A 24,211-nucleotide genomic window follows, 5' to 3' on the forward strand; every position below is an offset into this window, starting at 1 on the left:
GAGAAAGAGTCCGCTCAGTCGCGCAGGTCGTAGTAGGTGCTCCGGAGCGTGACGGGCGTGACACCCGCGGTGTCGGCCGCCTCCTGTTGGGTCACCGCCGCGTCGAGTTCGCGGGCGGCCGCGTAGAGACAGGCGGCGGCGACGCCGCTCGGATTTCGACCCGACGCGAGGCCGCTGTCGTGGCTCTCGGCGGCGAGTTCGCGGGCGCGGCGTTCGACCGAGGAGTCCAAATCGAGCTCGCTCGCAAAGCGCGGGACGTACTCGGCCGGTGAAACGGGCCCGACCGGAAGCCCCAGGTCGCGGTTGAGCGCGTCGTACGCCGCGCCGTGTTCGTTCTCCGTCGCGCGGGCGACGTCGAGCACCTCGTCGACGGTCCGCGAGACGCCGGCGACGCGGCAGGCGGCGTAGACGCACGCCGAGGAGAACCCCTCCAGCGAGCGTCCGCGGAGTAGGTTCTCGTTCTGCGCGGAGCGAAGCAGCGAACAGGCGTGGTCGCGCACGCGGTCCGGCAGCGACAGCGCGCCGGTCAGTCGGCGGATTTCGGTGAAGGCGTACACCTGGTTTCGCTCGCGCTTCGAGGAGATGCGCGCGCGGTTGTGCTGGCGGCGCATCCGCGCCAACCGGCGGCGCTTGCGTCCTTTGACACGGGTCGACCGACCGATCTCCGTCGAGAGACCGCGGTCGTGCCGCGAGCGCGTCAGCGGTGCGCCGGTCCGTTCGGGGTTCGTCTCGTCGTCGGCGAACGAGCGCCACTCGGGGCCGTGGTCGATGTGGTCGGCGGCGACGACGAGGCCACAGTTCGCACACACCGTCTCGCTGCTATCTTTCCGGAGTCGGCCGTCGCATTCGGGGCAACCGGTCGCCTGTGTCTTGCTCATACTCGAAACTCGGTCCCGATGAAGTATTTAAACACGGGAGAAATCGCCGGAAATCCGGGTGTGAGGGCCGGGAGAGCGTATCGGTCACCGATACGTTCTCGTTGTTCGTCGTTGGATATTCTTCTCTGTCGATAACTTTTAGTGCGAAGGGGCGGCACCTCGGATTCGTATGGGACTGGCCGACATCGCCGCGGGCATCGAGGTGACCGCCGAACAGGAGACGCGCGGCGTTCCCACCGTCGACGACACCGGCGTCGCACTCCGAGAGCGGTTCGACGCGCACGCGGAGGCGCTCCCGTGCGAGGCCGACGCGGCCGCGACCGTGTTCGACGCGTACGCGGGCGGCGCGAGCGTCGGCGAGAGCGCACGCGAGGCGGGCGTCGCCCCGATGACCGCCGCGAAGGCGCTGCACCGCTGCGGCGTGACGGGCGTGACGCCGCTGGGTCCGACGGCGCGCGAGATTCTTCGGGACTGGCTCGACGGCGAACTCCCCCGAACCGAAGCGCGGACGCTCACCGGCGTCTCGAAGACGGAGTTCGCGCTCGCGGCGTACGTCGAGACGCACGAGCCCATCGAGGAACTGACCGACGCGACAGCGGGCGAGCTAACGCCCGGCACGAACGCGACGGTGGCGAAACGGGATGCGCTGGCGGAGACGATGAGCGACCCCAGCGAGTTTTTCTGAGCCGCTACTTCGTCAACCGCCGCAGCGACGACGGAAGATAGCCGTCGACGCTGTCGAGAACGCTCTGCTCTTCGAATTCGAGGTCGAGTTCCGCCGTCACCGTCGTCTCGGCGGCGTGTGCGACCGTCGGCGCGAACGTCCCGGCGGTGTCGAGCGACGCCGGAAACGGCGCGTCGGTGGCGGGGACGAACGCGTCGGCAGCCTCGAACCGCCCGCGAGTGGCGAGCGTCGCGTGCGTCTCGATGCCGAGGTCGGCGAGTCTGTCGCGGATACGGCGGTTCGCTTCCGCGCCGCGGTCGGTCGCGGGGGCGACGGTGACGACTCGTTGTGCGGCGTCGGCGGCCGCGATCGCCTGATTGGCGGCGACCGGGGGGACGTCGAGGAGGACGTGGTCGAAGGCGTCGCCGGCCTCGGCGATGCGTGCCTCGAACCGGCGGGCCGCCTCGGCTGTCTTCGCGCGGGCGAGACGTTCGAACGGCGCACTGGCCGGAACGCAGGCGACGCGACCGGGAACCCGCTCGGGGAGCGAACACTCGACGAGGCCGGCGTCGAGCGACGTCTCGGGGTCGACCAGAAGCCTCGTCATGTCGGGGCGGAGTCGACCGTCGAAGTAGTCCGCCAACCCCTGTGTCGCGAAGGCGGCGTCGAGTATCGCCACGTCGCGTCCGTCGTTTGCGAGCGTCGCCGCCAGTTCGAGCGCCGTCCGCGTCGTTCCCGCGCCGCCGGTCGCCCCGACGAGCGCAGCGCAGACCGTGTCAGCCATACGCCGAGTTGGTGCCGGCATCCGGCTAAAAGTCTACGGTTTTTTGAACAGTTCGGCTGGACGGAAATCTCTCACCGCCGTCTTGGTGGACCGCCGACGCTCACTCGGCGATGTCGTCGGCGATGGCGTCGAGTTCCTCGTCCGAGAGGTCGGGTCGCTCGCCGGCGACGGCGTGAATCGGGCCGCCGCCGTCGCCGTCGAAGCGCGGGACGAGGTGGACGTGGACGTGCGGGACCTCCTGGCCGGCGGCGCTGCCGTCGTTGACGCCGACGGTGACCGCGTCGGCGTCGACGGCCGACTCCACGCGCGGGGTGAGTTCGTGGACCGCCGCGAACAGCTCGGCCGCGTCGTCCGCCGAGAGGTCGTCGAGTCGCTCGGCGTGGTCTTTCGGGACGACGAGCGTGTGGCCCGCCGCCAGCGGGTTCGCGTCGAGAAACGCCAGCACGTCCTCAGTTTCGTAGACGGTTCGTCCGGGGATGTCGCCTGCGACGATTTTGCAGAAGATACAGTCGTCGGCCATGGTGTGAGCGTCTCTCGCCGTCGGCAAGAAAGTTCTGACGGGGGCGAAGCGGTCGGTGCGGTGGCGCGGTGAGTCGAGGGGATAAGTCGAGGGGGTGAAGCCTCAGGGTGAGGCGACGACAGGCCGGCGACGCACCGGCGACTCAGGGCAGGTGCTCGGCGATTGCATCGCGGTACGTCTCCGTCGTGTAACCCAACCGCGAGAGCCACACCTCCTGATACGACGGGTGCAAGAGCGGCAGCACGCGGACGCCGAGGGTCCGGGAGTCGAATGGCTCTAACACCCGGTCGAGGAAGCCGTCCAGGCTCTCGTCGTCGAATGCCAGAAGCGTCGCCGTCGCGTGTTTACCGGTCGTGACGACGAGCTCGGGCGACACCTGTCCGAGTTCGGTTTCGAGGTGGACGCGGCAGCTACGCCGCTCCCCGGGCGTCGGTTCGCGGTTCGACCCGTCGTCGCCCTCGGGAAAGCAGTTCACTGCGTTCGTGTAGTACGTCCGCTCGGCATAGCCGAGCGACTCGAACAGCGAACGGACGCGACGCCCGGAGTGTTTGGAGGTGTAGGCAAAGCCGGTGTGGTTACCGCCCTTCCACGTGTCGGCGTCCGGGTCGCCCGCGCCGGGGGCTTCGCCGACGACGACCACGTCGGCGTCTACGGGTCCGTTACCCCACGAGATACAGGTGCGCGACTCGACGAGCGCGGGACAGCGTCCACACTCCGGTTCGAGGACGTTCTTCTCGCGTTCGTCGGGGTGGGTGGGCATTGTGCTGACGTGAGATTTGGACCGGGCGGCCGGTTGCCGTTCAACGGCCGCGTCGTCGCTCTTCTATCTCCTTCGCCTGTTCGTCGATTTTCGAGAGTTCGCGCACGACTTCGTCGTCGTTCCCCCCGTGGGCGGTCCGGACCGACAGGTCCAGCGGCGACGGAACGAACCGGGCGTTCTCGTCTTCTTCGGAGTTCTCGCCTCCGCGTCCGACGAGAGCGAGGAACACCTCCCAGAGACTACGAACCATACCGACAGTTCACGTTCGTCAGTCGATAAGTGTTCGCACCGGGTCGACCGGCGCGTGCCGTCGCCGCCCGAACGTCGCTACTCCGTCAGCGGGAGCGCGATACCGAAGACGAACGGCGAGAGCAGTGCGATGGCGATGCCGAGGATCTCCATGTCGAGAAACAGCGTATCCTGCCACGCGGGGAGCGTTCCGAAGGCGGCGTGGCCGGCGAGTTCGGCGAACGCACCCACCGCAAAGAGGGTGACGCCGAAGAGGAACGCGGATTTCGTCAGGCGGGGGTAGTCGAGGTTGCCGTAACGACCGGTCATACACTCGCTCTACGACCGACCCGAAAAACCGTTTCGCTCTCGCCTCCCGAGAGCGAAAGAGTGAGGTGGGAGAGACGGAGAGGAGGGATATGCTCGAATCACTCCTCGAACTGCTGCCGGAGTTCGTCTCGGTGTTGTTCTTCGCCAGCGGCGCTGCCGCCCTCTCGACGCTCGGCTTCTACATCGAACAGCTCGCGCTCGAAACGATGGCCACCGGCGACACCGTGTTGGCGCTTTGGCTCGCCGTTATCGGACTGATGGCGTTCTACTTCGGTCCGTATCTGATGGGGTTCACCGAAGCGCTTCCGCGCGGAAAACAGCTTCTCGCTCGTCTGGCCGAGTAGTTCCTGACCTCAGAGCGCGTCGGCGACGACGGACGCAGCGCTGACCGCGCTCACGTCTCGTTCGACCGTGTCCGTTCCGTACACCGCCTCGATACCCGCGGCGGCGAGCTTCGTCCGCGCGTTCCCCGTGAGCACCGGGTGAACGCAGGTGGCGAAAACGTCGTTCGCGCCCCGGTCGGCGAGCGAACCCACCGCCTCGCTCATCGTCGAACCGGTGGCGATGATGTCGTCGACGACCACCACGTCCCGATCGACGACGGAGGCGTCGCTCGGTTCGACGCTCACCTCGCCGGTGTCGTAGTCGCGCGTCTTCTCGAAGTAGTCGGTGTCACCCGCGCCGTAGACGTCGCGGACGCACTCGGCGAGTTCCTGGGCGCTCTCATCCGGGCCGAGGAACAGCGGGTTTTCGAGATTCTCGGGCAAGGGGTCGGCGAGCAGCGACGAGGCGTCGACCGTCTCGCACGGGACATCGAAAAAGTCGGCGACGCTCTCCTCGTGCGGCGTCACGAGCACGACGCGGTCGGTGCCGGAACCGATGGCGCGAGCGACGGCGCGAGCGGAGACCGGTTGGCCCCGTTTGAACGCGCTGTCCTGTCGGCTATACCCCATGTAGGGGACGACGGTGACGACTTCCGTCGCGCCGGCCTCGCGGGCGGCGTCCTGCAACTGCAACAGTTCGAGATGCGCGTCCGAGGAGGTGGTCGCGCAGACGACGACGGCCCGGTCGCCGTCGAACCCGGGAATCGAGGCGAGCAGTTCGCCGTCGGGGAAGCGGTCGTACTCCGCGACGGCCAGCGACTCGTCCGTCTCGGCGGCGATCGCGGCCGACAGCGCCTGCGAGGTGGAACCGGACACTATCATAGGTGCGTCTCCTCGTTCCGGCCTAAACCCGTTTTCGTTACCGTCGCGCGGTGGGTCCGTCTCTCACTGCTCACTCCTCGGTGAAACGGACGCCGACGCCCGCGATGCCGTCGAGGCCGAGCGTCTGCGAGCGCCAGCCGTCGCCGACGTCCAGAAGCAGCGTCCCCGCCTCGGTGACGGCGTACGTCGCCGGACCGTAGGCTACGCCGGCGACGAGGTCGTCGACGGGCACGTCGACGGTCTCCCACTCGTTCTCCTCCGTGCGCGAGAAGACGCGACCGTCGCCGACGGCGTGGGCGCGCCGCCCGTCGCTCGCCACGACGCGGAACGACCCCGAGAGCGCCTCCATCCAGCCGTTTCCGAGCGCGTAGAGGCCGGAGCCGGTCGCCGCCAGCGGGACGCCCGCCGCCGACACGTCGCGGGCGTCGTCGAGACCGACGTGCGAGAGCCCCTCGCCGTCGACCCGGTAGACGCCGTCGGCGGCCGCGACGAGCGCGCCGTCCATCGCTTGCGGGTTCTCGACTTCGCCCACGACTGTCCACGTCCTCGAATCGTCCGCCGCGTCGACGGGGCGGCGCGCGACGCGACCGGATTCGTCGGCGGCGAGCAGCGCCTCGCCGTCGAAGCCGACGGCGACGGCCGACCCGAATCCCATCTCCTCGAACCCTTCGCCGTCGCCGTCGAGGAGCACCGCGTCGTCGGTGGCGACGGCGACTCGGCTGCCGTCGGTGGCGACGTCGAGCGCCGTGCACCGGCGGTCGATGCCGAAGCCGCCGATTCGGTCGTCGGAGACGTCGACGACGACGACGCCGAGCGCCGCGGCGACGAACAGCTCCGTCTTGCCGGTTTTGTCGGCGTAGACTCGCTTCTCGTCGATGGTTGGCATACGTCCGTAGTCGCAGGGGAGAGGCGAAAGCGTTCCGTCTTCAAACTCTCAACGTGAGTAGAGTGGAAACCTGTATATTTGAAGCGACGGGAGATCATCAGTGATTTGAGAATAGATAGATAATAACTCACACAGACGCAACCGACTCGCGCCGACAATCACGCGGCAACACAGTCCAGACGTGTCCCAGAAAGTACTCCTCATCTGCAAACACTGCACACGGGCGCTACCCGGCGAGAAGCGCGACGACGGAACGCTCCGACCGTACGGGGTAAAGTACTGCCCCGACTGTCGGCGCGCCGATTTCGAGGTCAGAGGACTCGGAGACTCCTGACCAGGGGGCGGGTCAGAGGAACTCGCGCACGTCGGAGTACCACATGTCGTGGTAGTCGACGAGCTCCAACGCGTCGGCGATGTCGACGGCGAGCGCGTGCCAACACCGCTGGTCGGGGTCGTCGGGGTCGAGATTGTACGAACTGTCCTTGCAGGTACAGCCGCCCTCTTCAACGACGTACTCCTCGGCGTAGCCGACGACGACGGTGAAATCCCGGTAGCGCTTGACGCGGCGCTCCGAGACGGCCTCGATGGCCTGCGTCGCTCGCGTCCCGTGCACGGAGACGAGCGTCTCGACTGCCGGGCCGGTGAGCTTTCCGGCCTCCGCGAGTGCGGCCTGCCAGTCGTCGTCGCCGTCGCCGCCGTTCACGACGCCGGATTCTCGGGGCCCCCACAAAACGCGTTCGATGCTGGTGGCGACGAGGCGGTGTCGCTCCGGGCCGACGACTCCGACTTGGATTCCCTCGGGGCCCTCACAGTAGAGTGCGTAACACCCGGCAGCGTACGGGTGCTGGTCCCCGTAGAGCAGCGTCGCGTCGGCGCGGTTTCGGTTCGGATTCTCGCGGCGAGTATCAACTCCGCATGCGCGCGATGCAGAGCGAACCCGGACCGCGTCACTTTTCGCCGCCGGCGGGCGACTCCGAGTATGCAGATACGCGAAGGCGGCGTCGACATCGAAGTCGCCGACTCCCGCGACGGGGCCAGCGAGGGCGCGGGCGACGGGGTGTTCTTCAACCCGACGCAGGAACTGAACCGCGACGTGACGGTGGCGACGCTCCGCGCGTACAGAGAGCGAGAACCGCGCGCGGAGACGTACCTCGACGGGATGACCGCGAGCGGAATTCGCGCCGTCCGCGCCGCCGCCGACGGCTGGCGCGTCACGGGTGCGGACATCGATTCGGAGGCTATCGAGCTCGCGCGGTCGAATTTGGAGCGGAACGGGCTGGAGGGCGAGATCGTCGAACGGAACGTCAACGCCCTCCTCTACGGGGACCGCGAGGTGTACGACGTGGTCGACGTCGACCCGTTCGGGACGCCCATCCCCTTCGCGGACGCGGCGCTGTCGAACGCGCGGAATCTGGTCTGCGTCACCGCCACCGACACCGCGCCGCTCTGCGGGGCGCACCAGAACAGCGGCATCCGAAAGTACTCGACGCTCCCGCAGAACACCGACTTCCACGCCGAGATGGGGCTTCGCGTCCTCCTGTCGGCGCTGGTTCGGACCGCCGCGCGCTACGATATCGCGGCGAAGCCCGTTCTCTCGCACGTGTCGCGTCACTACGCGCGGACCTATCTCGAACTCGACCACCGCGCGACGAGCGCCGACGCGCTCGTCGAGCAGTTGGGCTACGTCCACAGCTGCGAGGACTGCCTCGCCCGGACGCACGAGTTCGGTCTGCTGTCGCATCCGCCGGAGACGTGTCCCCACTGCGAGAGCAACCGCCTGCTGTCGGCCGGGCCGATATGGCTCGGCGAAACTGCCGAAAGCGAGTTCGCGCTGTCGGTCCGCTCGCACCTCGACGACGAGATGGAGACGAAAAAACGCGCGGCGCGGATGCTGTCGGCCATCGCCGAGGAGCTGGACGAACCGACGCACTACGACCAGCATCGGCTCTGCAAGCAGTGGAACCGCTCGGCGAACGCGATGGACGAGTTCCTCTCGGACCTCAGAGACGCCGGGTTCGAGGCGTCGAAGGCCCACTACAGCGGCACCGCGTTCAAGACGAACGCGAGCGTCGCCGAGATGCGCGAGGCGACGCGACCGGAGTGAGCTGAACGTCGAGACGACCCGCGACGTCGACGGCGCGATACGCTCGCCGCCGCTGCTGATAGTGTCCATCGATTACTTGTAGATAGTTGCTGAACACTGCCATGTGTCATCGGCATCTCTCAACTCGTCTTCCGGTTACCTCGGTACCGCGCGGGCCATCGTGACGGAGGTGCAGGAGCGCGAAGTGACGTTTCTGGCAGCGAGCATCTCCTACTACGCGTTCGTCTCGCTGATACCGCTGTTAGTGCTCGCCGTCGTCCTCGCGGGACTCGTCGGGGGCGAATCGCTGAGAACCGAAGTCATGGCGCTGGCCGAGCAGTACCTCGTTCCGTCGGCGCAGGATGCGGTTGTCAGCGCACTGACCGACCAGGCGGCTCAGGGCGGCCTCGGCGTGGTGAGTCTCCTCCTCACGACGTGGGGTGCGCTCAAACTGTTCCGCGGCGTCGACACCGCCTTCTCGCGGGTGTACGGCTCCGAAACCGGCGGCATCGCCGACCAAGTGAAGGACGGTCTCATCGTCATCGGTGCCATCGGCGCGGGCGTCGTCGGCGTCATCACCGTCAGTGCGGTCATCGCTCTGCTGCCGATTCCGTATATCGGTCTCATCGGACCGCTCATGCTGCTTCTGACGCTCTGTGTGGCGTTCTTCCCGCTGTACTACGTCTTTCCGGACGTGGACGTCACCCCCAGAGAGGTGCTCCCAGGAACGGTGTTCGCCGCCGTCGGGTGGTCGGTTCTGGGCGCGGTGTTCGGCATCTACGCCGCCGCCTCCAGCGGCGTCGGCGGGCTGCTCGGCGGTATCCTGCTGCTTCTCACCTGGTTCTACTTCGGCGGCACCATCATCCTCGTCGGCGCGGTGGTGAATGCCGTTCTCTCGAACCGTCTCACGGACCGGCAGGTACAACAGGAAGGGGCCCGACAGGAGAAACCAACCGACATGTCCGAGGAGGAGGTCAAACGGGACGAGGACGTCGAACCGAGCGGTGCGCCTGACATCTCCGAACTGTCGCGTCGGGTCGAGGAGCTACAGGCGGAGCTCGACGCCTTCGAGTCGGACGTCGACGAGCGAACCGTCAAGAAACCGGAGTTGGAAGCAGAGCTCAAACGGTACGTCCGCGGCCGAATGCGCCGCGGGAAGGCCCGCGGCTGGGGTCCGTACCTCGTGCTCCTCTACGGGACGGTGCTGACGCTCGGGGCGTTCTACTACCTCGGCGAAGCGCCGCTCATCGCCGTGCTGGCGATGCTCATCATCTTCCTGTCGACGCTCGGTCTCTACGTCATCTTCGTCGTCGTCGGCGTCGGGCTCAACGCGCTCGGCGTTCCGAGTCGGGCCGCCGACTGGGTCCGCAAGCGACGCTCCTAAGCGAGTCGCACCGAAACAGCAACCGATGCGTGGACTGGGTCTCACCGAGACGCTCTCGAACCTTCCGGAGTCGGCCGTCGCCGTGTTCGCGCTCCTCACGCAACTCGGCGACGTCTGGTTTCTCTTCGCGGTACTCGGCTTCCTGTACTTACTCGCCGGCGAGCGAGTCGCCTCGAATCCCCGACGAGCGGGTGCGCTGCTGGTTGCGCTCTCCATCGGCGCGCTGGCGCTGACGCTCGCGCTGAAGGCGGTATTCGCGTTTCCGCGGCCGCCAGACGCGGGGACGGCGTCGATCCCGACGTGGATACCGCCGATGCTGGAGGCGGCGTACCTCGACGTCGCCACGGGCAGTGGCTTCGGATTTCCGAGCGGGCACGCCATCGGAACGACCGTCGCCTACGGCGGCGCGGCGGCGGTGCTCGACGTCTGGAACCGGCGCAAGCGGACGCTCGTCGCGGGGACGGTAATCGGCCTCGTCTGTCTCGCGCGACTCGTCCTCGGGGTCCACTATCTCGTGGACGTAGCCGTCGGCGTCGGCGTCGGGATGGCGTATCTCGCGGTGGCGCTCCGCATCGCCGACGGCGACCCCGCCCGCGCGTTCGCCGTCGCGGCAGTTGCGGCCGCGGTCGGACTCGCCGCGGTGGCGTACAGCGGCGTCCCATCGGAACTCGGTCCGGTTGCGATGGCGCTGGGCGCGGCGATAGCCGGCGGGGTCGTGTGGGGGCGTCTCGACGCCTCCGGAACGGCCGTCTCGTTCCCCGTGGCGGTCGTCGGCGTCGTCCTCTCGGGGGTGCCGTGGACGACCGCGTACTTCGCGGAACCGGGTCTGGTCGCCTCGCTCGTCGCGGGGGCGGTGGGAATCTCGCTTCTCGTGGCCTTGCCGACGCTGGCGGCGCGTGTCGGTGGCGAAAAAAGCGGCGGTGGAACGTCTCGGACGACCTGAGTCGACCGTTTAGAACGTTTCGAGGTAGCGGTCGAGCTCCCACTGGGAGACGTCAATGCGGAAGTCGTCGTACTCCTGCGACTTCGCCTCGTGGAACTTCTCGTAGATGTGTTCGCCGAGCGCGCTCTGGACGACCTCGTCCTCTTCGAGCGCGTCGAGCGCCTCGCCGAGGTTCGACGGGAGCGTCTCGATGCCGTACTCTTCGCGCTTCTGTTCGTCGAACTCGTAGATGTTCTCGCGGACGGGGTCGGGCGCTTCGAGTTCCCGCTCGATGCCGTCGAGCCCGGCGTGGATGAGCGCGGCGAGCGCGAGGTACGGGTTACACGACGGGTCGGGGAAGCGCGCTTCGATACGGCTCGCGGCCGGGACGCGCGCGGCCGGTTTGCGGATGAGCGCCGAGCGGTTGCGGTCGGACCAGGCGACGTAGACGGGGGCCTCGTAGCCGGGGACGAGGCGCTTGTAGCTGTTCACCGTCGGATTCGAGACGGCGGTGATGGCGGGCGCGTGTTCGAGGATGCCCTGGAGGAACTGTTTCGCGGTCTCCGAGAGGTTGAACTCGTCGTCGTCGTCGTGGAACGCGTTCTCGCCGTTTTCGAACAGCGAGATGTGGGTGTGCATCCCCGAGCCGTTGATCTTCGCGATGGGCTTTGGCATGAACGTCGCGTGCAGGTCGTGTTCGGCGGCGATGGCGCGAACGACCGTGCGGAACGTGCCGACGTTGTCGGCCGTCGTCAGCGCGTCGTCGTAGGTGAAGTTGATCTCGTGTTGGCCCTCGGCGACCTCGTGGTGGCTGGCTTCGATCTCGAAGCCCATCGATTCGAGGCCGTAGATGATGTCGCGACGGACGTCGGAGGCGAGGTCTTTCGGCGCGAGGTCGAAGTAGCCGCCGGCGTCGTTGGTCTTCGTCGTCGCGCGGCCCTCCTCGTCCTCCTCGAAGAGGAAGAACTCGGGTTCGGGCGCGGCGTTGATGTCGTAGCCCATCTCTTCGGCGCGGGCGATAGCCTGCTTCAGCACGTAGCGGGGGTCACCCTTGAACGGTTCGCCCGTCGAGGTGTTGATGACGTCGCAGATGAGTCGGGCGGATGCGCCCTCCTCGCGCTGCCGCCACGGCAGAATCGCGAACGTCGACGGGTCCGGCTTGAGGCGCATGTCGGACTCCTGGATGCGCACGAACCCTTCGATGCTCGATCCGTCGAAGTAGATGCCTTCGGTGAACGCCTTTTCGGCCTGACTGGCCGGGACGGCGACGTTCTTCACCGTCCCGAGAATGTCGGTGAACTGCAGGCGGAGGAAATCGACGTTCTGCTCCTCGATCTCGTCGATGACTCCCTGCGCTTCGGCACTCAACCCCCCGTCTGGAGATACGTTTTCGTCCGTCATGTTTCTGGACAGCCAATGCGTGTACACCCAGTATAAAGACCTTATCGCTTACCGCAAAACGTCCGACATCGGGGTAGAATTGGATATTCGTTAAATTCTAATGCCCCCAGTGTGTGCGTGGGTGTGATGACGTACGAAAACCTCGATGCAAAACTCATCAACGCACTGCTCGGCGACGGGCGTGCGAGTCTCCGCAGTCTCGCCGAAGAACTGGACGTGTCGGTCACGACCATCTCGAACCACCTCCGCGATCTGGAGGCGGAAGGCGTCGTCGAAGGCTACACCCCCATCGTCAACTACGGCGCGCTCGGCTACGACGTGACGGCGATCATCCAACTGAAAGTCGAGGGGAGCGCGCTCCCCGACATCACCGACCGCCTGCAGGAACAGAAGCAGATGATTTCGGTGTACGAGGTGACGGGCGACTACGACGTCATCGCCATCGGCAAGTTCACCGACACCGACGGCATGAACAGGCAGATCAAGGAGCTGCTCACCGACGCCGACATCCGCGAGTCGAACACGAGCGTCGTTCTCAACGCCGTCGTCGAGAACCAGCAGTTCGACCTCGACATCGAGGAGTAGACGCGGCGCGAGTTGGCTCGTTTCTCGGTGAACCACGTCCGCTACCTTCGAGTGTAACTGCTCGATAGCGCCTCGACCGCGACACCGTCCGGGGACCCCCCCGGGGCCGATAGAGGGGAGATCCTGTGTTGCGCACGCGAGGGTGGCACCCGCCGGCGACTCGAGCGAAGAGATATCTCGTTTCGAGGCGAATATCTAGTTCGTATGACACAGACAGAATCGGGCGTAGAGACGAATGCGAGTCGCTTCGAGCGGATTATCGAGGAGGTCTGGGCCGGGGAGCTCTCCGGGTTCGACGACCTCTTCGCCGCCGATGCGGTGGTTCACACCCCGTTCGGCACGTTCGAAGGACGCGACGCCTACCGAACGTATCTCGAAGAGAGTTTCGGTGTCGTCCCGGACTTCGAGACCGAACTCCACGAGGTGTTCGAGACTGGCGAGACGGTCGCAGCGCGGTTCACCCAACGCGGGACTCAGACGGGGGCGGCGACCGAGATCGGCCTCCCGGCGACCGGCGAGTCGTTCGAACTCTCCGGGGCGAACTTCGCCCGATTCGAAGCGGGTCGGTGCGTCGAGATGTGGACGATTTGGGACCGGATGGCGTTTCTCGAACAGCTGGGTCTCTTCCCCGACTCGCCGGGAAAGTTCGTCCGTCTCCTGGGACTGCGGCTGCGGTCCCGTCTCGGACGCTCTCGCGGCGGAGTCGCGTAGCCCACGGCGCTTCGTTCGCGGGCGGTGTTTCGCCCGCGGGCGGACCCCTTTTGAGGGCGACGACTCGACACTGAGTAATCGAAGCGGGTCAGAACGCAGAGATGCCGATTTACGCCGCCAGACGACGTGTCGCAAGCGAACCGAAGTGAGCAACAGGGTGACCTGCCGGGAACACGGATTCGACTGCGACTTCGACATCGTCTCGGAGGACGAAGCCGAACTCATCGAATTCGTCCAGACACACGCGAAGTCGAACCACGGTATCTCGCCGTCGGAAGAGGACGTACGAAAGATGATACACGCGGCGTGAACCCCCCGGAAGACGAAATAAACGCTCGGTTTTTGACGGCTAGCAGCGAGAGAATACTTACTACGAACTAGTCGGAACAGTAACGTATGCGTCCCAGTACCCGGTCCATCGGCGTCGCTGCCGGCGGAATTCTCGCTGCGCTTGCGACGTTTGTTTACAGTTGGTCTACACTCTCGTCTGCCTCAACGGGACCGCGCGGCGACGGGTTCGTCGCCGGACTGCTCGTCGCTTTCGGACTCGCCTTGGGACTCGCAGCGACGTTCGTCGCTGCAAGCGCATTGATTTTGGCGGTGGCCGAGCGGTTTGCGCGTCTCGAACCGCGCCAACGACTCATACTGCAGTTGGGGGCCGCGGCGAACGTCGCCGGAACGGTATTGTTGTTCCTCGGCTCAGGTCTCGGGAGACTCCCTCAGTGGTTCGAAACTTCGGTTTCGGTCAGTTTCTTCGATGTCACACTGTATCTGTGGGGAGCATGGGTTGCTCTCACACTCGTCGGGACGGCAGTATCCGTTCTCGGTGGCCTCTGGACGATCGCCGGAGCGCTGATGCAGCGGCGCTCCGCTCGGACAAGTGTCTAAACACCGAAAACGGAGGGAGTACGAGGTTCTAATGGATTCTCATTCGAAGTCTTCTTCGAAGACGAACGTGCCGTTACGCTGCACCACGTCGCCGTCGACTTCGATGGCGGAGTTCTCGCTCATGTCGACGATCATGTCGACGTGCTCGGCGGACTCGTTGAGTTCGTTCTCCTCGCCGACGCACTCCTCGTAGGCGCTGCCGACGGCCATGTGGACGGTGTCGCCCATCTTCTCGTCGAACAGCATGTTGTAGGTGAACTGGTCGATGGCGCGGTTCATCCCGATGCCGAGTTCGCCGAGGTAGCGCGACCCCTCGTCGGTGTCGAGGATGCTCGAAAGCAGTTCCTCGTTGCGCTCGGCGCTGTAGGAGACGACCTTTCCGTCCTCGAACGTCAGGCGCGCGTCCTCGATTTCGCGGCCGTAGCGGTACAGCGGCATGTCGAAGTAGACGTCGCCCTCGACGCTGTCCTTGACCGGCGCGGTGAACACCTCGCCGCCGGGGAGGTTCGCCTCGCCGTAGTCGTTGATGGTCTCGTTGCCCGCGAGACGCATCGTGAGGTCGGTCTCCTCGCCCGACCGGATGCGCACCTCGTCGGCGTCGTTCATGATGTCGACCATCTGCTGTTGGAACTCCCGCTGGGCGGCCCAGTCGAGCGTGACGGCGTCCCAGACGAAGTTCTCGTAGGCTTCGGTGCTCATTCCGGCGAGCTGGGCGTGGCCCGTCGTCGGATACTGGGTGAGACACCACGTCTTCGAGAGGCGCTCGTGGAGAATTTCGCGCTCGGCGCGGCGGAAGGCGGCGTTGGTCTCGGGGTCGACGTCGGCTTTCTCGGAGACGTTGCCGCCGCTTCGCGCGACGATGTAGACGTCCATCTCCTCGTAGAGCGCGAGTTTGTGCGCCGGGGTGTCGAAGTCGTCTTCGCGCGCGCGCAGGAACGCCCGCTCGGCGCGGTCGGAGTTGTTGAGGTAGATGGGGTTCGCCCCGCGGTCGCCGATGAGTTCGTGGAGCGCGACGGCGAGGTCCTCGGCCTCGCTCGGCATGTGGACGACGACGTTGTCGCCCGCTTCGATATCCGTCGAGTGATCGACGATGGTCTGTGCGTGTTCGCGGATACGCGGGTCCATGGGTCGGGGATTCTTTCGGTGGGGGGTTACGGTTTTCGGAGTTGTCGTCTGCGTTTCGTGAATTCGGGGCGAAGAGGATGGGTCCGTGTGTGGATGCTCACGTAGAGGTCGAGACCGCTACGAGATAGACCATAAGTGCAGGTTGTGTCGCTGCATCCGGGCGCGCCGAGAGACCGCACAGCACCGCACCAGCCACATCCTCCCCAACCGATTCGCTCACGTCTCTGCTTCGCGTCGACGCTCACTCATCCCTCACGCGCGACCCGTCGCCACGAAGGGCGACGGAGCCGCGCGCCACCGCTGTCGCTGGCCGTAGACTGGTACTCACGTGACCAGATGCCGGAACGCCCGGAGCGCGTTCTCGCCGTCGCTCGTGAGCGTGACGTGCGTCCGGCGGCCGATTCGCTCGGTTTCGACGTAGCCGCGGGCGAGAAGCGGGTCGAGGACGCGCGAGTCGAGCAGTCGGTAGTAGGCTTTCTCGGTCGTCGCCTCCGAGGTCGCGACGAAGTCGAAGTCGTGTTCACGCGCGAAGTCGATGAGGTCCTTCTTGTTCGGTCCGCGGGAGCGGCCGCCGGGGCCGGTCGCCTCGTCGGTCTCGGCGCCGATGTACGAGAGGAACGCGACGAGCGTCGGCGAGGGCGCGTCGATGGGATACGTCGGGAGCGCGAACACCGACTCGACCGCGTCGTGCAGTGGCTCCGCGGGGACCGCCCGGCCGTCGGGCCCGTAGTCGGGTTTGGCGTAGAACGGTGTCGCGCCGGTCGCCATGCAGGCGATCATCCCCGCGATGGCGGTTACTTTGCTGCCGCCCGAGAGGTTGACGAACACCTCGTCGTCGGCGTGGTCGTCGATGGTCCCGGCGATGCTTCCGAGCGCGTCGTAGAGGTCGAAAATGTCGCATGTTCGGAGTTCGAGGTCGATACGATCGTTCCCCTCAAGTTCGGCGAGAAACGCGTCCAGATAGTCGATATCGGCGGCATCGACGTGTTCGATGGCGACGACCTTGTCCGCGCGCCACCGAAACACCGGGTCCCGAAACCGAGCGTACTCGAACCCGAGCGGAACCACCTGCACACGCAGCGGAATCGAGTCGTTCGGAGTCATACCGGGCGCTCGGTACCGTCAATCATCAGCGTATCGAACTGGCGACAGGGGTCGGCGGAGACGACGCCGAGTTCGCTCATCGGCGTTGAACCGCGAACGCGCCCGCTGCCGCGAGCAGCAGGCCGACCCACGCGGTCGGCGAGAGCGGTTCGCCGAGAAAGAGCCAGCCAAGAACCGCCACTTGGACGAGCATCGTGTTGTTGATGGCGCTCGACTCGACGGCCGAGAGCGTCCGCAGCGTTCGGTTCCAGAGCGTGAACGCAAACGCCGTGTTGACGGCCGCGAGCCACCCGACGATGAGCCACGACCGATGCGACAGCACGGGAACGCCTTGGAGCGTCGTCCCGACGGCGAGAAGCAACCCGCCGCCGACCGTCATCGAGAGCGTCGTCACGACCAGAGGTGAAGGACCGTCGCGGTTGACGCGGCGGCCGAGAAGTGCGGCTGCCGCGTTGCCGCCGAGGGCGGCGGCGGCCGCCGCGAGCCCCGTTCCCGCACCGTCGCCGCCCACCGTAACCGGACCGACGTACAGGCCCGCGCCGACGACGAGGGCGGCGACGCCGACCCACTGCCGAACGGTCGGTCGCTCGGCGAGGACGGCGACGCCCACGATGGCCACGACGACGGGTGTGAGCGTGAGCGCGAGACTGACCGTCGCCGCCCGCAGCGAGACGAGGGCGACGAACTGTGCGCCCTGCGTCAGCGCGTACATCGTCACGCCGAGCGAACCGATCACAATCCACTCGCGCCGCGAGAGACCCCGTACCGACGAAAGGCTTCCGCGGCAGAGCAGCAGCGGCCACAGGAGAACCGCCGCCAGCGCGTACCGGAGACCGGCGAACGTCAGCGGTGGTATCGATTCGAGCCCGGTTCTGACGAGCACGTACGAACTCGACCACAGCAGCGTGACGAACAGCGCCTCAGCGACGGCGCGCGCGTGCGGCGTGGGCCGTCGGAACCACGTTCGTCGGGGCGTCGTTTCCGAATCAGTGTTCACACCGAATCGTTCCGAACGAGGTTGATAGCGACGTTGCGTTACGGTCGTTACTATCGATACCGTTCGGGGGACGGGCACGCCGATTCGAAGCGGTCGGAGAAACCACAACCGTCGCCGAGACCCGCGACTATTTGCGCGTCCGGCGAGAGGACTCCGACGATGATAGACCTCCGCAGCGACACCGTCACGAGGCCGAGCGAGGAGATGCGCGAGGCCGCCCGCGACGCCGACGTCGGCGACGACGTCTACCGCGACGACCCCACAGTCAACGAACTCGAACGCCGCGCCGCCGACCTCGTCGGCAAGGAAGCCGCTCTGTACGTCCCTTCGGGGACGATGGGGAACCAGATCGCCGCCAGAGTCCACACCGACCGCGGTCAGGAACTGCTCTGCGACGAGGAAGCCCACGTCGTCAAGTGGGAACTCGGCGGTATCGCCCAACTCTCCCAACTGCAGGTCCGGACCATCGACTGCGGCGACCGGTGCGTTCCCACGCCCGAGCAGGTGCGCGAGCGCTACGTCGAAGAGGACCTCCACCGACCCGGCACCGGCTTGCTGACGCTCGAAAACACCCACAACAGCCGCGGCGGCGTCGCCGTCCCGAAGGAGCACATCGACGCCGCGGCCGAGGCCGCCCACGACCTCGGCGTGCCGGTCCACCTCGACGGCGCGCGCATCTTCAACGCCGCCGTCTCGCTCGACGAGGACCCGAAGGCGCTCGTCGAGAACGTCGACAGCGTGATGTTCTGTCTCTCGAAGGGCCTCGGCGCGCCCGTCGGCTCGGTTCTCGCCGGCGACGCGGCGTACATCGACCGCGCGCGCCGTACGCGAAAACTGCTCGGCGGCGGGATGCGGCAGGCCGGTGTCATCGCCGCGCCCGGCCTCCTGGCGCTCGAAAACGTCGACCGACTCGCCGAGGACCACGAGAACGCCCGAACGCTCGCGGCTGGACTGGACGATCTCCCGGGTCTCACCGCCACCGTCCCCGACTCGAACATCGTCGTCGTCGACGTGGCCGGCGCGGGTCTCACCGCGAACGAGTTCGTCGACGCCTGCGTCGACGAGGGCGTCGCCTGCGGCGCGTTCGGCGACACGACCGTCCGACTCTGCACGAACTGGGGCGTCTCGGCGTCAGACGTCGAGGACGCGCTCGACCACATCGCCGCGGCCGTCGAGTCGGCGTAGAACTGCACCGTTCGAGAGCGAGACTCACTTCGAGCGGGTTGCTCGCCGCGCGGATGCGACGGTTTACTTGCCGCGCGCGGCGCGGTTCGTATCGAGCGTCGGAAACGCCTCCTCCGAGAGGTCGGCGTCGGATGCGTCGGCTTGCTCGCCCGCTTCGTCGGTGACGAAGTGGAAGCAAGCGCCGCCGTCGGGGCTGTCGCAGACGGTCACCGACCAGTCGTGCGCCTCCGCGATAGTGCGGACGATGTGGAGGCCGACACCGATGCCGTCGCCACCGGTCGAAAAGCCGCGGTCGAAGACGCGTTCACGGTCGGCCTCGTCGACGCCGGGGCCGTCGTCGGCGACGAAGAACCCGTCGTCGGCCGGACCGACCGAGACGGTGACCGCGTCGCCGCCGTGTTCGATTGCGTTGCGAAAGAGGTTCTCAAACAGTTCGCGCAGTCGGCTCTCGTCGGCGTCGACGGGTATCGGCCCCTCGGAGTGAATCGTCGCGTCCGCGGTGTCGACGCCGCTCCACGCCCGCGCCGCGATCTCGGTGGCGTCCAGCGGCGTCCGCTCCTCGACGGTTCGGCCCGCCCGCGCCAGCGAGAGCAGGTCGTCGATGAGGTCGTCCATCCGGCCCAACGACCGCTCGACGGCCTCGAACGACTCCTCGGAGCCGGTCTCGCGCGCGAGCGAGAGGTGGCCGACGGCGACCGACAAGGGGTTTCGCAGGTCGTGAGAGACGATGTGGGCGAACTCCTCTAACTGCTCGTTCTGTCTGGTGAGGCGCTTCTCACGGCGGGTTCGCTCGGTGATGTCGGTGTAGATGGCGAAGCCGGCGACGTTCGTCTCGCCGATGGCCAGCGGGACGACGTGGAGCAGGAACTCCCGCGGGCCGTCGGCCGTGAGTCGTCGACATTCGCGGCGCAGATTCTCGCCGTCCTGCAGTTGCCGGTTGAGTCGCGGGGCGGAGCTCGGGTCGGCTTCGTCGACGCTCTCGCCGACGATGTACTCGTCGACGTTCTCGCCGACGATGGTGTCGGCGTCGTAGCCGAATATCTCCTCGAACGCCGAGTTGACGCGCCTGACGATGGGTTCGCCGTCGACGAACTCGTAGGCGACGGCGGCGTCGGGGACGTTCTCGAACAGCGCGCTGAATCGGTCGCGCTCGGCGGTGAGTTCCTGTTCTCTCGTGCGGAGCGCCCGCTCGGAACGGATGCGCGACTGCGTCGTCCGAACGTAGGAGACCAGAATCTCGGCGAACTCCAGATCCTTTTCGTCGAACGCGCCGGGCGTCGCCGACAGCGCTTGAAACACGCCCGCGTCGCCGATGGGGATGCTGAGTACCGACCGATAGCCCGAGTCTACGGGGTCGGCGCGCCGGTCGCTTCGAACGTCTTCGACCAGAAACGACCTGTTTTCACGGAGCGTTCGACCAGTAACGCCGTAGTCGACGGGAATGGCGGCCATCTCCCAGTCGGGAGAGCGGTCGGACTCCGCGCGGACGACGAACCGACCGTCCTCGACCGTCCGGACGTAACAGGAGTCGAGCGAGAGCACGTTCTCGGCGGCGGCGATCGCGCGCCGGTACAGTTCGTCTTCGTCCGCACAGCCGACGAGATCCGCCGTAGCGTCGTGAAGGCGGGCGATGTCCTCGCGGCGCTGCCGAAGCGCCTCCTCCGAGCGGATGCGAGACAGCGTCTCCGTCGCGTACGTCACGAGCAGCTCCGCGAGGTGGAGGTCCGTCTCGTCGAACGCGTCGGGCCGGGTCGCAGTCGCCTGAAAGACTGCGTCGTCGCCGAGTGCGACGCTGATACCCGACCGGTAAGCGGGGTCCGAGGGTTTGGCCAGCGGGTGTGCACGCAGGTCGTCGACGAGCAACGACTCGCCGGTTCGGTACGTCTGCCCCGCGACGCCGTCCGACACTGGAATCTCGTCGACGTGCGCCGACGGCGGCCGAATCGCCTTCGGGACGACCCACTCGTCGACCGCGTCGTCGTCCAGCCGCGCGGCCGTCGGTTCGCTTTCCACGACGGCAACGAAGCAGGTGTCGAACGCGAGAATGCGGCAAGCGATGTCGACGGTGGAGTGGTACAGTTCGTCGGCGGAGCGAGCGGCGATGAGCGTCGCGGCTCCCTCGTGTAGTTTGGCGATTCGACGGCGATTTACGCTGTCGTTGCGGCGCGTCGCCCACCGAACCTGCGCCGGCAGCACCGACGGCGTCTCGGCGGGCGCGAACGCGTCGTATCGCGCTGGTCTGTCGACCGTAGTCGGCGACCCGTGCGTACAGAGAACCGTCGGAATCTCGCGCGCGGCACCCGAGAGTGAGAACGTGTCGGTGAGAACGAGACAGTCGACGTCCGCGAGGTGGTCGTCGACGGCATCGAAGCCGCATCGGCGGACCGAGAGCGTCTCGTCGGCGTCGAGGACCGTATCGACGCTCTCGACTGGAGCGTCTGCGACGAGAAGTACCCTGACCGACGGTTCGGATGACATGGGAGACAGTATTACTCCAGTGAGTGTTCCAGCAGCAATATAATGATTCCGGAGCAAGTCGACCGACGAGAAAATCCAAATACGTCATCTTCTGGGCCCGAGAGATGGCTATTCGGGCGGCTCGGGGTCCGATACCGCATCACGAGGGGCCGTCGCGCCATCGCAGCAAGCGTCCGTCGGGAAGCCCTCGGGTCTGGGTCCTCTCCAGAGCTTCGGGAAGGTACGCCCATCGCCTAACGCTTGCTCCCGACGAATCGATCGGAGAGCGCGCCCGGCGTTCCCGAACCCTTTTAGCCGGTCATGGGCCAAACAGAACCAATGAGCAGTCTCGAATCGGAGTATCGTCTCGACTATTTCGAGGAGAACGAGTTCGATCGCAAGGAGTGCGTCTCCTGCGGTGCCCACTTCTGGACGCGGGATCACGACCGCGAGACGTGCGGCGAACCGCCGTGCGACGAGTACAGTTTCATCGGCGACCCCGGGTTCGCCGAGTCGCACACGATGGAGGAGATGCGCGAGGAGTTCCTCTCCTTTTTCGAGGAGAACGGCCACACCCGCATCGAACCGTACCCGGTCGCGGCGAACCGCTGGCGCGACGACGTGCTGTTGACGCAGGCGTCCATCTACGACTTCCAACCGCTCGTCACGTCGGGCGAGACGCCGCCGCCGGCGAACCCCCTCTGTATCAGCCAGCCGTGCATCCGGATGCAGGACATCGACAACGTCGGCAAGACGGGTCGGCACACGATGGCGTTCGAGATGATGGCCCACCACGCGTTCAACGCACGCGAGGAGGTCGGCGACCAGTACGCCTACGAGGGCGAGGTGTACTGGAAGGACGAGACGGTACAGTACTGCGACGAGTTCTTCGAGAGTCTCGGCGCGAACATCGAGGAGATCACGTACATCGAGGACCCGTGGGTCGGCGGCGGCAACGCCGGACCCGCCATCGAAGTCATCTACAAAGGCGCAGAGCTGGCGACGCTCGTCTTCATGTCGATGGAACAGGACCCCGACGGCGAGTACGAGCTGAAGGACGGCAACCGCTACTCGCCGATGGACACGTACATCGTCGACACCGGCTACGGCCTCGAGCGCTGGACGTGGATGAGCCAGGGGACGCCGACGGTGTACGAGGCCGTCTATCCCGACATGATTCGGTTCCTCAAGGAGAACGCGGGAATCGACCACAGCGACGAGGAAGAGGGGCTCGTCCACCGCGCCGCGAAACTGGCGGGCGTCATGGACATCGACGAGGCCGAGGACATGAAGACGGCGCGTTCGGAGATCGCCGAGCAGCTCGACGTCGACGCCGACGAGTTGACGGCGCTGATGCGGCCGCTGGAGGACATCTACGCCATCGCGGACCACTGCCGGGCGCTCGCGTACATGTTCGGTGACGGCATCGTCCCCTCGAACGTGGGGACAGGCTACCTCTCGCGGATGGTCCTCCGACGAACGAAGCGGCTGGTCGACAACGTCGGCGTCGACGCGCCGCTGGACGAACTCGTCGACATGCAGGCCAAGCGCCTCGGCTACGAGAACCGCGACACGATTCGGGACATCGTCCGCACCGAGGAGCGCAAATACAGAGAGACGCTCGAACGCGGCGGCCGCCGCGTCCGCCAACTGGCCGAGGAGTACGCCGAGAGGGGCGAGCCGATTCCGACGCAGGAGCTCATCGAACTGTACGACAGCCACGGCATCCAGCCGGACATGGTGCGGGAGATAGCCGACGAGCGCGACGTCGACGTCGAGATTCCCGACGACTTCTACTCGCTCGTCGCCGCGCGCCACGAGACGCCCCAGCAGACCGAGGAGGCGACCGAGCGCGACCAACGGTTCTCGGACCTGCCCGAAACCGAACAGCTCTACTACGACGACCAGGAGCGCACGGAGTTCGAGGCCGTCGTCCTCGACGTGTTCGAGCGCGAGGACGGCTACGACGTCGTGTTGGACCAGACGATGTTCTACCCCGAAGGCGGCGGCCAGCCCGCCGACTACGGCCACCTCGTCTCCGACGACGGCTCCGTCGAGGTGAGCGACGTCCAGCGCCGCGACGGCGTCATCCTCCACCGGACCGACGCCGACCCCGGTAAGGGCGAGTTCGTCCGCGGCCGGGTCGACATCGACCGCCGCCGCAGCCTCATGCAGCACCACACCGCGACGCACATCGTCGGCTACGCGGCCCGAGAGGTCGTCGGCGACCACGTCCGGCAGGCGGGTGCGCAGAAGGGTGTCGAGCGGTCACGCTTCGACATCACCCACTACGAGCGCCTCACGCGCGAGCAGGTCGAGGAGATAGAGCGCGTCGCCAACCGACTCGTCCGCGACAACATCCCGGTGAAACAGGAGTGGCCCGACCGCAACGACGCCCAGGAGAAGTACGGCTTCGACCTCTACCAGGGCGGCATCCCGCCAGGCGAGCAGATTCGACTCATCCAGGTCGCCGACGACATCCAGGCCTGCGGCGGCACCCACGTCAAGCGCACCGGCGACATCGGCACTATCAAAATTCTCTCGACCGAGCCGGTGCAGGACGGCGTCGAGCGTATCGTCTTCGCCGCGGGCGACGCCGCGATTCGCGCGACCCATCAGACGGAGAACGCGCTGTACGAGGCCGCGGAAGTTCTCGACGTCAACCCCGAGGACGTCCCCGAGACCGCCGAGCGGTTCTTCACCGAGTGGAAGGAGCGCGGCAAGCAGATCGACCGCCTCAAGCGGGAACTCGCCGAGGCGCGCGCCGCGGCCGAGGCCGAGGAGATAGACGTCGGCGGCACGCCAGCAGTCGTCCAGCGATTCGACGGCGACACCGACGAGCTCCGCGCGACGGCCAACGCGCTCTCCGAGGAGGGGAAAGTCGCCGTGCTCGGCAGCGGGGCCGGCGGCAGCGCCCAGTTCGTCGTCAGCGTCCCCGACGGTGTCGCCATCAACGCCGGCGAAGTCGTCGGCGAACTCGCCGGGATGGTCGGTGGCGGCGGCGGCGGCCCCGCGGACTTCGCGCAAGGCGGCGGTCCGAACGCCGACGACCTCGACGAAGCGCTCGAACGCGCGCCGGACGTGCTCCGGAACGTCCTGAACGCGTAGGCGGGT

Annotated in this window: 25 protein-coding genes; 11 read left to right on the forward strand and 14 right to left on the reverse strand. The window is 66.7% G+C overall.

Annotated features, from left to right (window positions below; translation table 11 throughout):
- Positions 1 to 14 precede the first annotated feature (14 nt).
- Positions 15 to 878 (reverse strand): transcription initiation factor IIB, encoded by an 864-nt coding sequence (locus LAQ73_RS06265; protein WP_224270377.1) that lies wholly within the window; start codon positions 876 to 878, stop codon positions 15 to 17.
- A 169-nt stretch (positions 879 to 1,047) separates the two neighbouring features.
- On the opposite strand from LAQ73_RS06265, the gene LAQ73_RS06270 reads away from it, so the two are divergent.
- Complete coding sequence (locus LAQ73_RS06270) at positions 1,048 to 1,563, forward strand: DUF7858 family protein (RefSeq protein WP_224270378.1); 516 nt, start codon at positions 1,048 to 1,050, stop codon at positions 1,561 to 1,563.
- 4 nt (positions 1,564 to 1,567) lie between these two features.
- Here the strand turns inward: LAQ73_RS06270 and LAQ73_RS06275 are convergent, their stop codons facing one another.
- From LAQ73_RS06275 to LAQ73_RS06295, 5 genes are all read right to left on the reverse strand, one after another.
- Positions 1,568 to 2,326: a CpaE/TadZ family protein gene (locus LAQ73_RS06275; protein ID WP_224270379.1), complete on the reverse strand. Its 759-nt coding sequence runs from the start codon at positions 2,324 to 2,326 to the stop codon at positions 1,568 to 1,570.
- A 100-nt stretch (positions 2,327 to 2,426) separates the two neighbouring features.
- Positions 2,427 to 2,846 carry an HIT family protein gene (locus LAQ73_RS06280; RefSeq protein WP_224270380.1) on the reverse strand — a complete coding sequence of 140 codons (420 nt, stop codon included), beginning with the start codon at positions 2,844 to 2,846 and terminating at the stop codon, positions 2,427 to 2,429.
- Between the two features lie 142 nt (positions 2,847 to 2,988).
- Positions 2,989 to 3,606, reverse strand: coding sequence for a uracil-DNA glycosylase (locus LAQ73_RS06285; RefSeq protein ID WP_224270381.1), 618 nt, complete (start codon positions 3,604 to 3,606; stop codon positions 2,989 to 2,991).
- Positions 3,607 to 3,646: 40 nt separating this feature from the next.
- Positions 3,647 to 3,856 (reverse strand): hypothetical protein, encoded by a 210-nt coding sequence (locus tag LAQ73_RS06290; protein ID WP_224270382.1) that lies wholly within the window; start codon positions 3,854 to 3,856, stop codon positions 3,647 to 3,649.
- A 77-nt stretch (positions 3,857 to 3,933) separates the two neighbouring features.
- Entirely contained in the window at positions 3,934 to 4,164 is a 231-nt protein-coding gene (locus LAQ73_RS06295) for a DUF7860 family protein (protein WP_224270383.1), read from the reverse strand.
- 89 nt (positions 4,165 to 4,253) lie between these two features.
- Between LAQ73_RS06295 and LAQ73_RS06300 the strand changes: the two genes are divergently transcribed.
- A complete protein-coding gene (locus LAQ73_RS06300) occupies positions 4,254 to 4,508 on the forward strand; it encodes a DUF8151 family protein (RefSeq protein ID WP_224270384.1) in 255 nt (84 codons plus the stop codon).
- A gap of 9 nt (positions 4,509 to 4,517) precedes the next feature.
- On the opposite strand, the gene prs is transcribed toward LAQ73_RS06300, so the two are convergent.
- From prs to LAQ73_RS06315, 3 genes are all read right to left on the reverse strand, one after another.
- Positions 4,518 to 5,369, reverse strand: a complete 852-nt coding sequence (gene prs, locus LAQ73_RS06305; RefSeq protein ID WP_224270385.1) for a ribose-phosphate diphosphokinase — start codon at positions 5,367 to 5,369, stop codon at positions 4,518 to 4,520.
- A 70-nt stretch (positions 5,370 to 5,439) separates the two neighbouring features.
- On the reverse strand, positions 5,440 to 6,255 hold the full coding sequence (locus LAQ73_RS06310; protein ID WP_224270386.1) for an HVO_0234 family beta-propeller protein: 816 nt from the start codon (positions 6,253 to 6,255) through the stop codon (positions 5,440 to 5,442).
- Between the two features lie 346 nt (positions 6,256 to 6,601).
- On the reverse strand, positions 6,602 to 6,958 hold the full coding sequence (locus LAQ73_RS06315; protein ID WP_224270387.1) for a hypothetical protein: 357 nt from the start codon (positions 6,956 to 6,958) through the stop codon (positions 6,602 to 6,604).
- Positions 6,959 to 7,234: 276 nt separating this feature from the next.
- Here LAQ73_RS06315 and LAQ73_RS06320 point away from each other — a divergent pair, with 276 nt between their 5' ends.
- The 3 genes from LAQ73_RS06320 to LAQ73_RS06330 all read left to right on the forward strand — a co-directional run bounded on the left by LAQ73_RS06320 (position 7,235) and on the right by LAQ73_RS06330 (position 10,665).
- Positions 7,235 to 8,359 (forward strand): tRNA (guanine(26)-N(2))-dimethyltransferase, encoded by a 1,125-nt coding sequence (locus tag LAQ73_RS06320; RefSeq protein WP_224270388.1) that lies wholly within the window; start codon positions 7,235 to 7,237, stop codon positions 8,357 to 8,359.
- A gap of 103 nt (positions 8,360 to 8,462) precedes the next feature.
- Positions 8,463 to 9,722: a YihY/virulence factor BrkB family protein gene (locus LAQ73_RS06325; RefSeq protein ID WP_224270389.1), complete on the forward strand. Its 1,260-nt coding sequence runs from the start codon at positions 8,463 to 8,465 to the stop codon at positions 9,720 to 9,722.
- Positions 9,723 to 9,747: 25 nt separating this feature from the next.
- A complete protein-coding gene (locus LAQ73_RS06330; protein WP_224270390.1) occupies positions 9,748 to 10,665 on the forward strand; it encodes a phosphatase PAP2 family protein in 918 nt (305 codons plus the stop codon).
- Between the two features lie 9 nt (positions 10,666 to 10,674).
- On the opposite strand, the gene glnA is transcribed toward LAQ73_RS06330, so the two are convergent.
- Positions 10,675 to 12,045 carry a type I glutamate--ammonia ligase gene (gene glnA, locus LAQ73_RS06335; RefSeq protein WP_224270391.1) on the reverse strand — a complete coding sequence of 457 codons (1,371 nt, stop codon included), beginning with the start codon at positions 12,043 to 12,045 and terminating at the stop codon, positions 10,675 to 10,677.
- A 126-nt stretch (positions 12,046 to 12,171) separates the two neighbouring features.
- Here glnA and lrp point away from each other — a divergent pair, with 126 nt between their 5' ends.
- The 4 genes from lrp to LAQ73_RS06355 all read left to right on the forward strand — a co-directional run bounded on the left by lrp (position 12,172) and on the right by LAQ73_RS06355 (position 14,229).
- Complete coding sequence (gene lrp, locus LAQ73_RS06340; protein ID WP_224270392.1) at positions 12,172 to 12,630, forward strand: HTH-type transcriptional regulator Lrp; 459 nt, start codon at positions 12,172 to 12,174, stop codon at positions 12,628 to 12,630.
- Positions 12,631 to 12,834: 204 nt separating this feature from the next.
- Complete coding sequence (locus LAQ73_RS06345) at positions 12,835 to 13,341, forward strand: ester cyclase (RefSeq protein WP_224270393.1); 507 nt, start codon at positions 12,835 to 12,837, stop codon at positions 13,339 to 13,341.
- Between the two features lie 157 nt (positions 13,342 to 13,498).
- Complete coding sequence (locus LAQ73_RS06350) at positions 13,499 to 13,651, forward strand: DUF1059 domain-containing protein (RefSeq protein ID WP_224270394.1); 153 nt, start codon at positions 13,499 to 13,501, stop codon at positions 13,649 to 13,651.
- 86 nt (positions 13,652 to 13,737) lie between these two features.
- Positions 13,738 to 14,229 carry a hypothetical protein gene (locus LAQ73_RS06355; protein WP_224270395.1) on the forward strand — a complete coding sequence of 164 codons (492 nt, stop codon included), beginning with the start codon at positions 13,738 to 13,740 and terminating at the stop codon, positions 14,227 to 14,229.
- Between the two features lie 39 nt (positions 14,230 to 14,268).
- Here the strand turns inward: LAQ73_RS06355 and LAQ73_RS06360 are convergent, their stop codons facing one another.
- From LAQ73_RS06360 to LAQ73_RS06370, 3 genes are all read right to left on the reverse strand, one after another.
- Complete coding sequence (locus tag LAQ73_RS06360) at positions 14,269 to 15,354, reverse strand: aminopeptidase (RefSeq protein WP_224270396.1); 1,086 nt, start codon at positions 15,352 to 15,354, stop codon at positions 14,269 to 14,271.
- Positions 15,355 to 15,678: 324 nt separating this feature from the next.
- Positions 15,679 to 16,458: an HFX_2341 family transcriptional regulator domain-containing protein gene (locus tag LAQ73_RS06365; RefSeq protein WP_224270397.1), complete on the reverse strand. Its 780-nt coding sequence runs from the start codon at positions 16,456 to 16,458 to the stop codon at positions 15,679 to 15,681.
- A 76-nt stretch (positions 16,459 to 16,534) separates the two neighbouring features.
- Positions 16,535 to 17,455, reverse strand: coding sequence for a DMT family transporter (locus LAQ73_RS06370; protein WP_224270398.1), 921 nt, complete (start codon positions 17,453 to 17,455; stop codon positions 16,535 to 16,537).
- A 159-nt stretch (positions 17,456 to 17,614) separates the two neighbouring features.
- Between LAQ73_RS06370 and LAQ73_RS06375 the strand changes: the two genes are divergently transcribed.
- Positions 17,615 to 18,640, forward strand: a complete 1,026-nt coding sequence (locus LAQ73_RS06375; protein WP_224270399.1) for a threonine aldolase family protein — start codon at positions 17,615 to 17,617, stop codon at positions 18,638 to 18,640.
- Between the two features lie 63 nt (positions 18,641 to 18,703).
- Here the strand turns inward: LAQ73_RS06375 and LAQ73_RS06380 are convergent, their stop codons facing one another.
- A complete protein-coding gene (locus tag LAQ73_RS06380) occupies positions 18,704 to 21,118 on the reverse strand; it encodes a GAF domain-containing sensor histidine kinase (RefSeq protein ID WP_224270400.1) in 2,415 nt (804 codons plus the stop codon).
- Between the two features lie 318 nt (positions 21,119 to 21,436).
- Here LAQ73_RS06380 and alaS point away from each other — a divergent pair, with 318 nt between their 5' ends.
- Positions 21,437 to 24,205, forward strand: coding sequence for an alanine--tRNA ligase (alaS, locus tag LAQ73_RS06385; RefSeq protein WP_224270401.1), 2,769 nt, complete (start codon positions 21,437 to 21,439; stop codon positions 24,203 to 24,205).
- The last annotated feature ends 6 nt before the right edge of the window (positions 24,206 to 24,211 follow it).

It is taken from the genome of Haloprofundus salinisoli (assembly GCF_020097815.1).
Classification (GTDB): domain Archaea; phylum Halobacteriota; class Halobacteria; order Halobacteriales; family Haloferacaceae; genus Haloprofundus; species Haloprofundus salinisoli.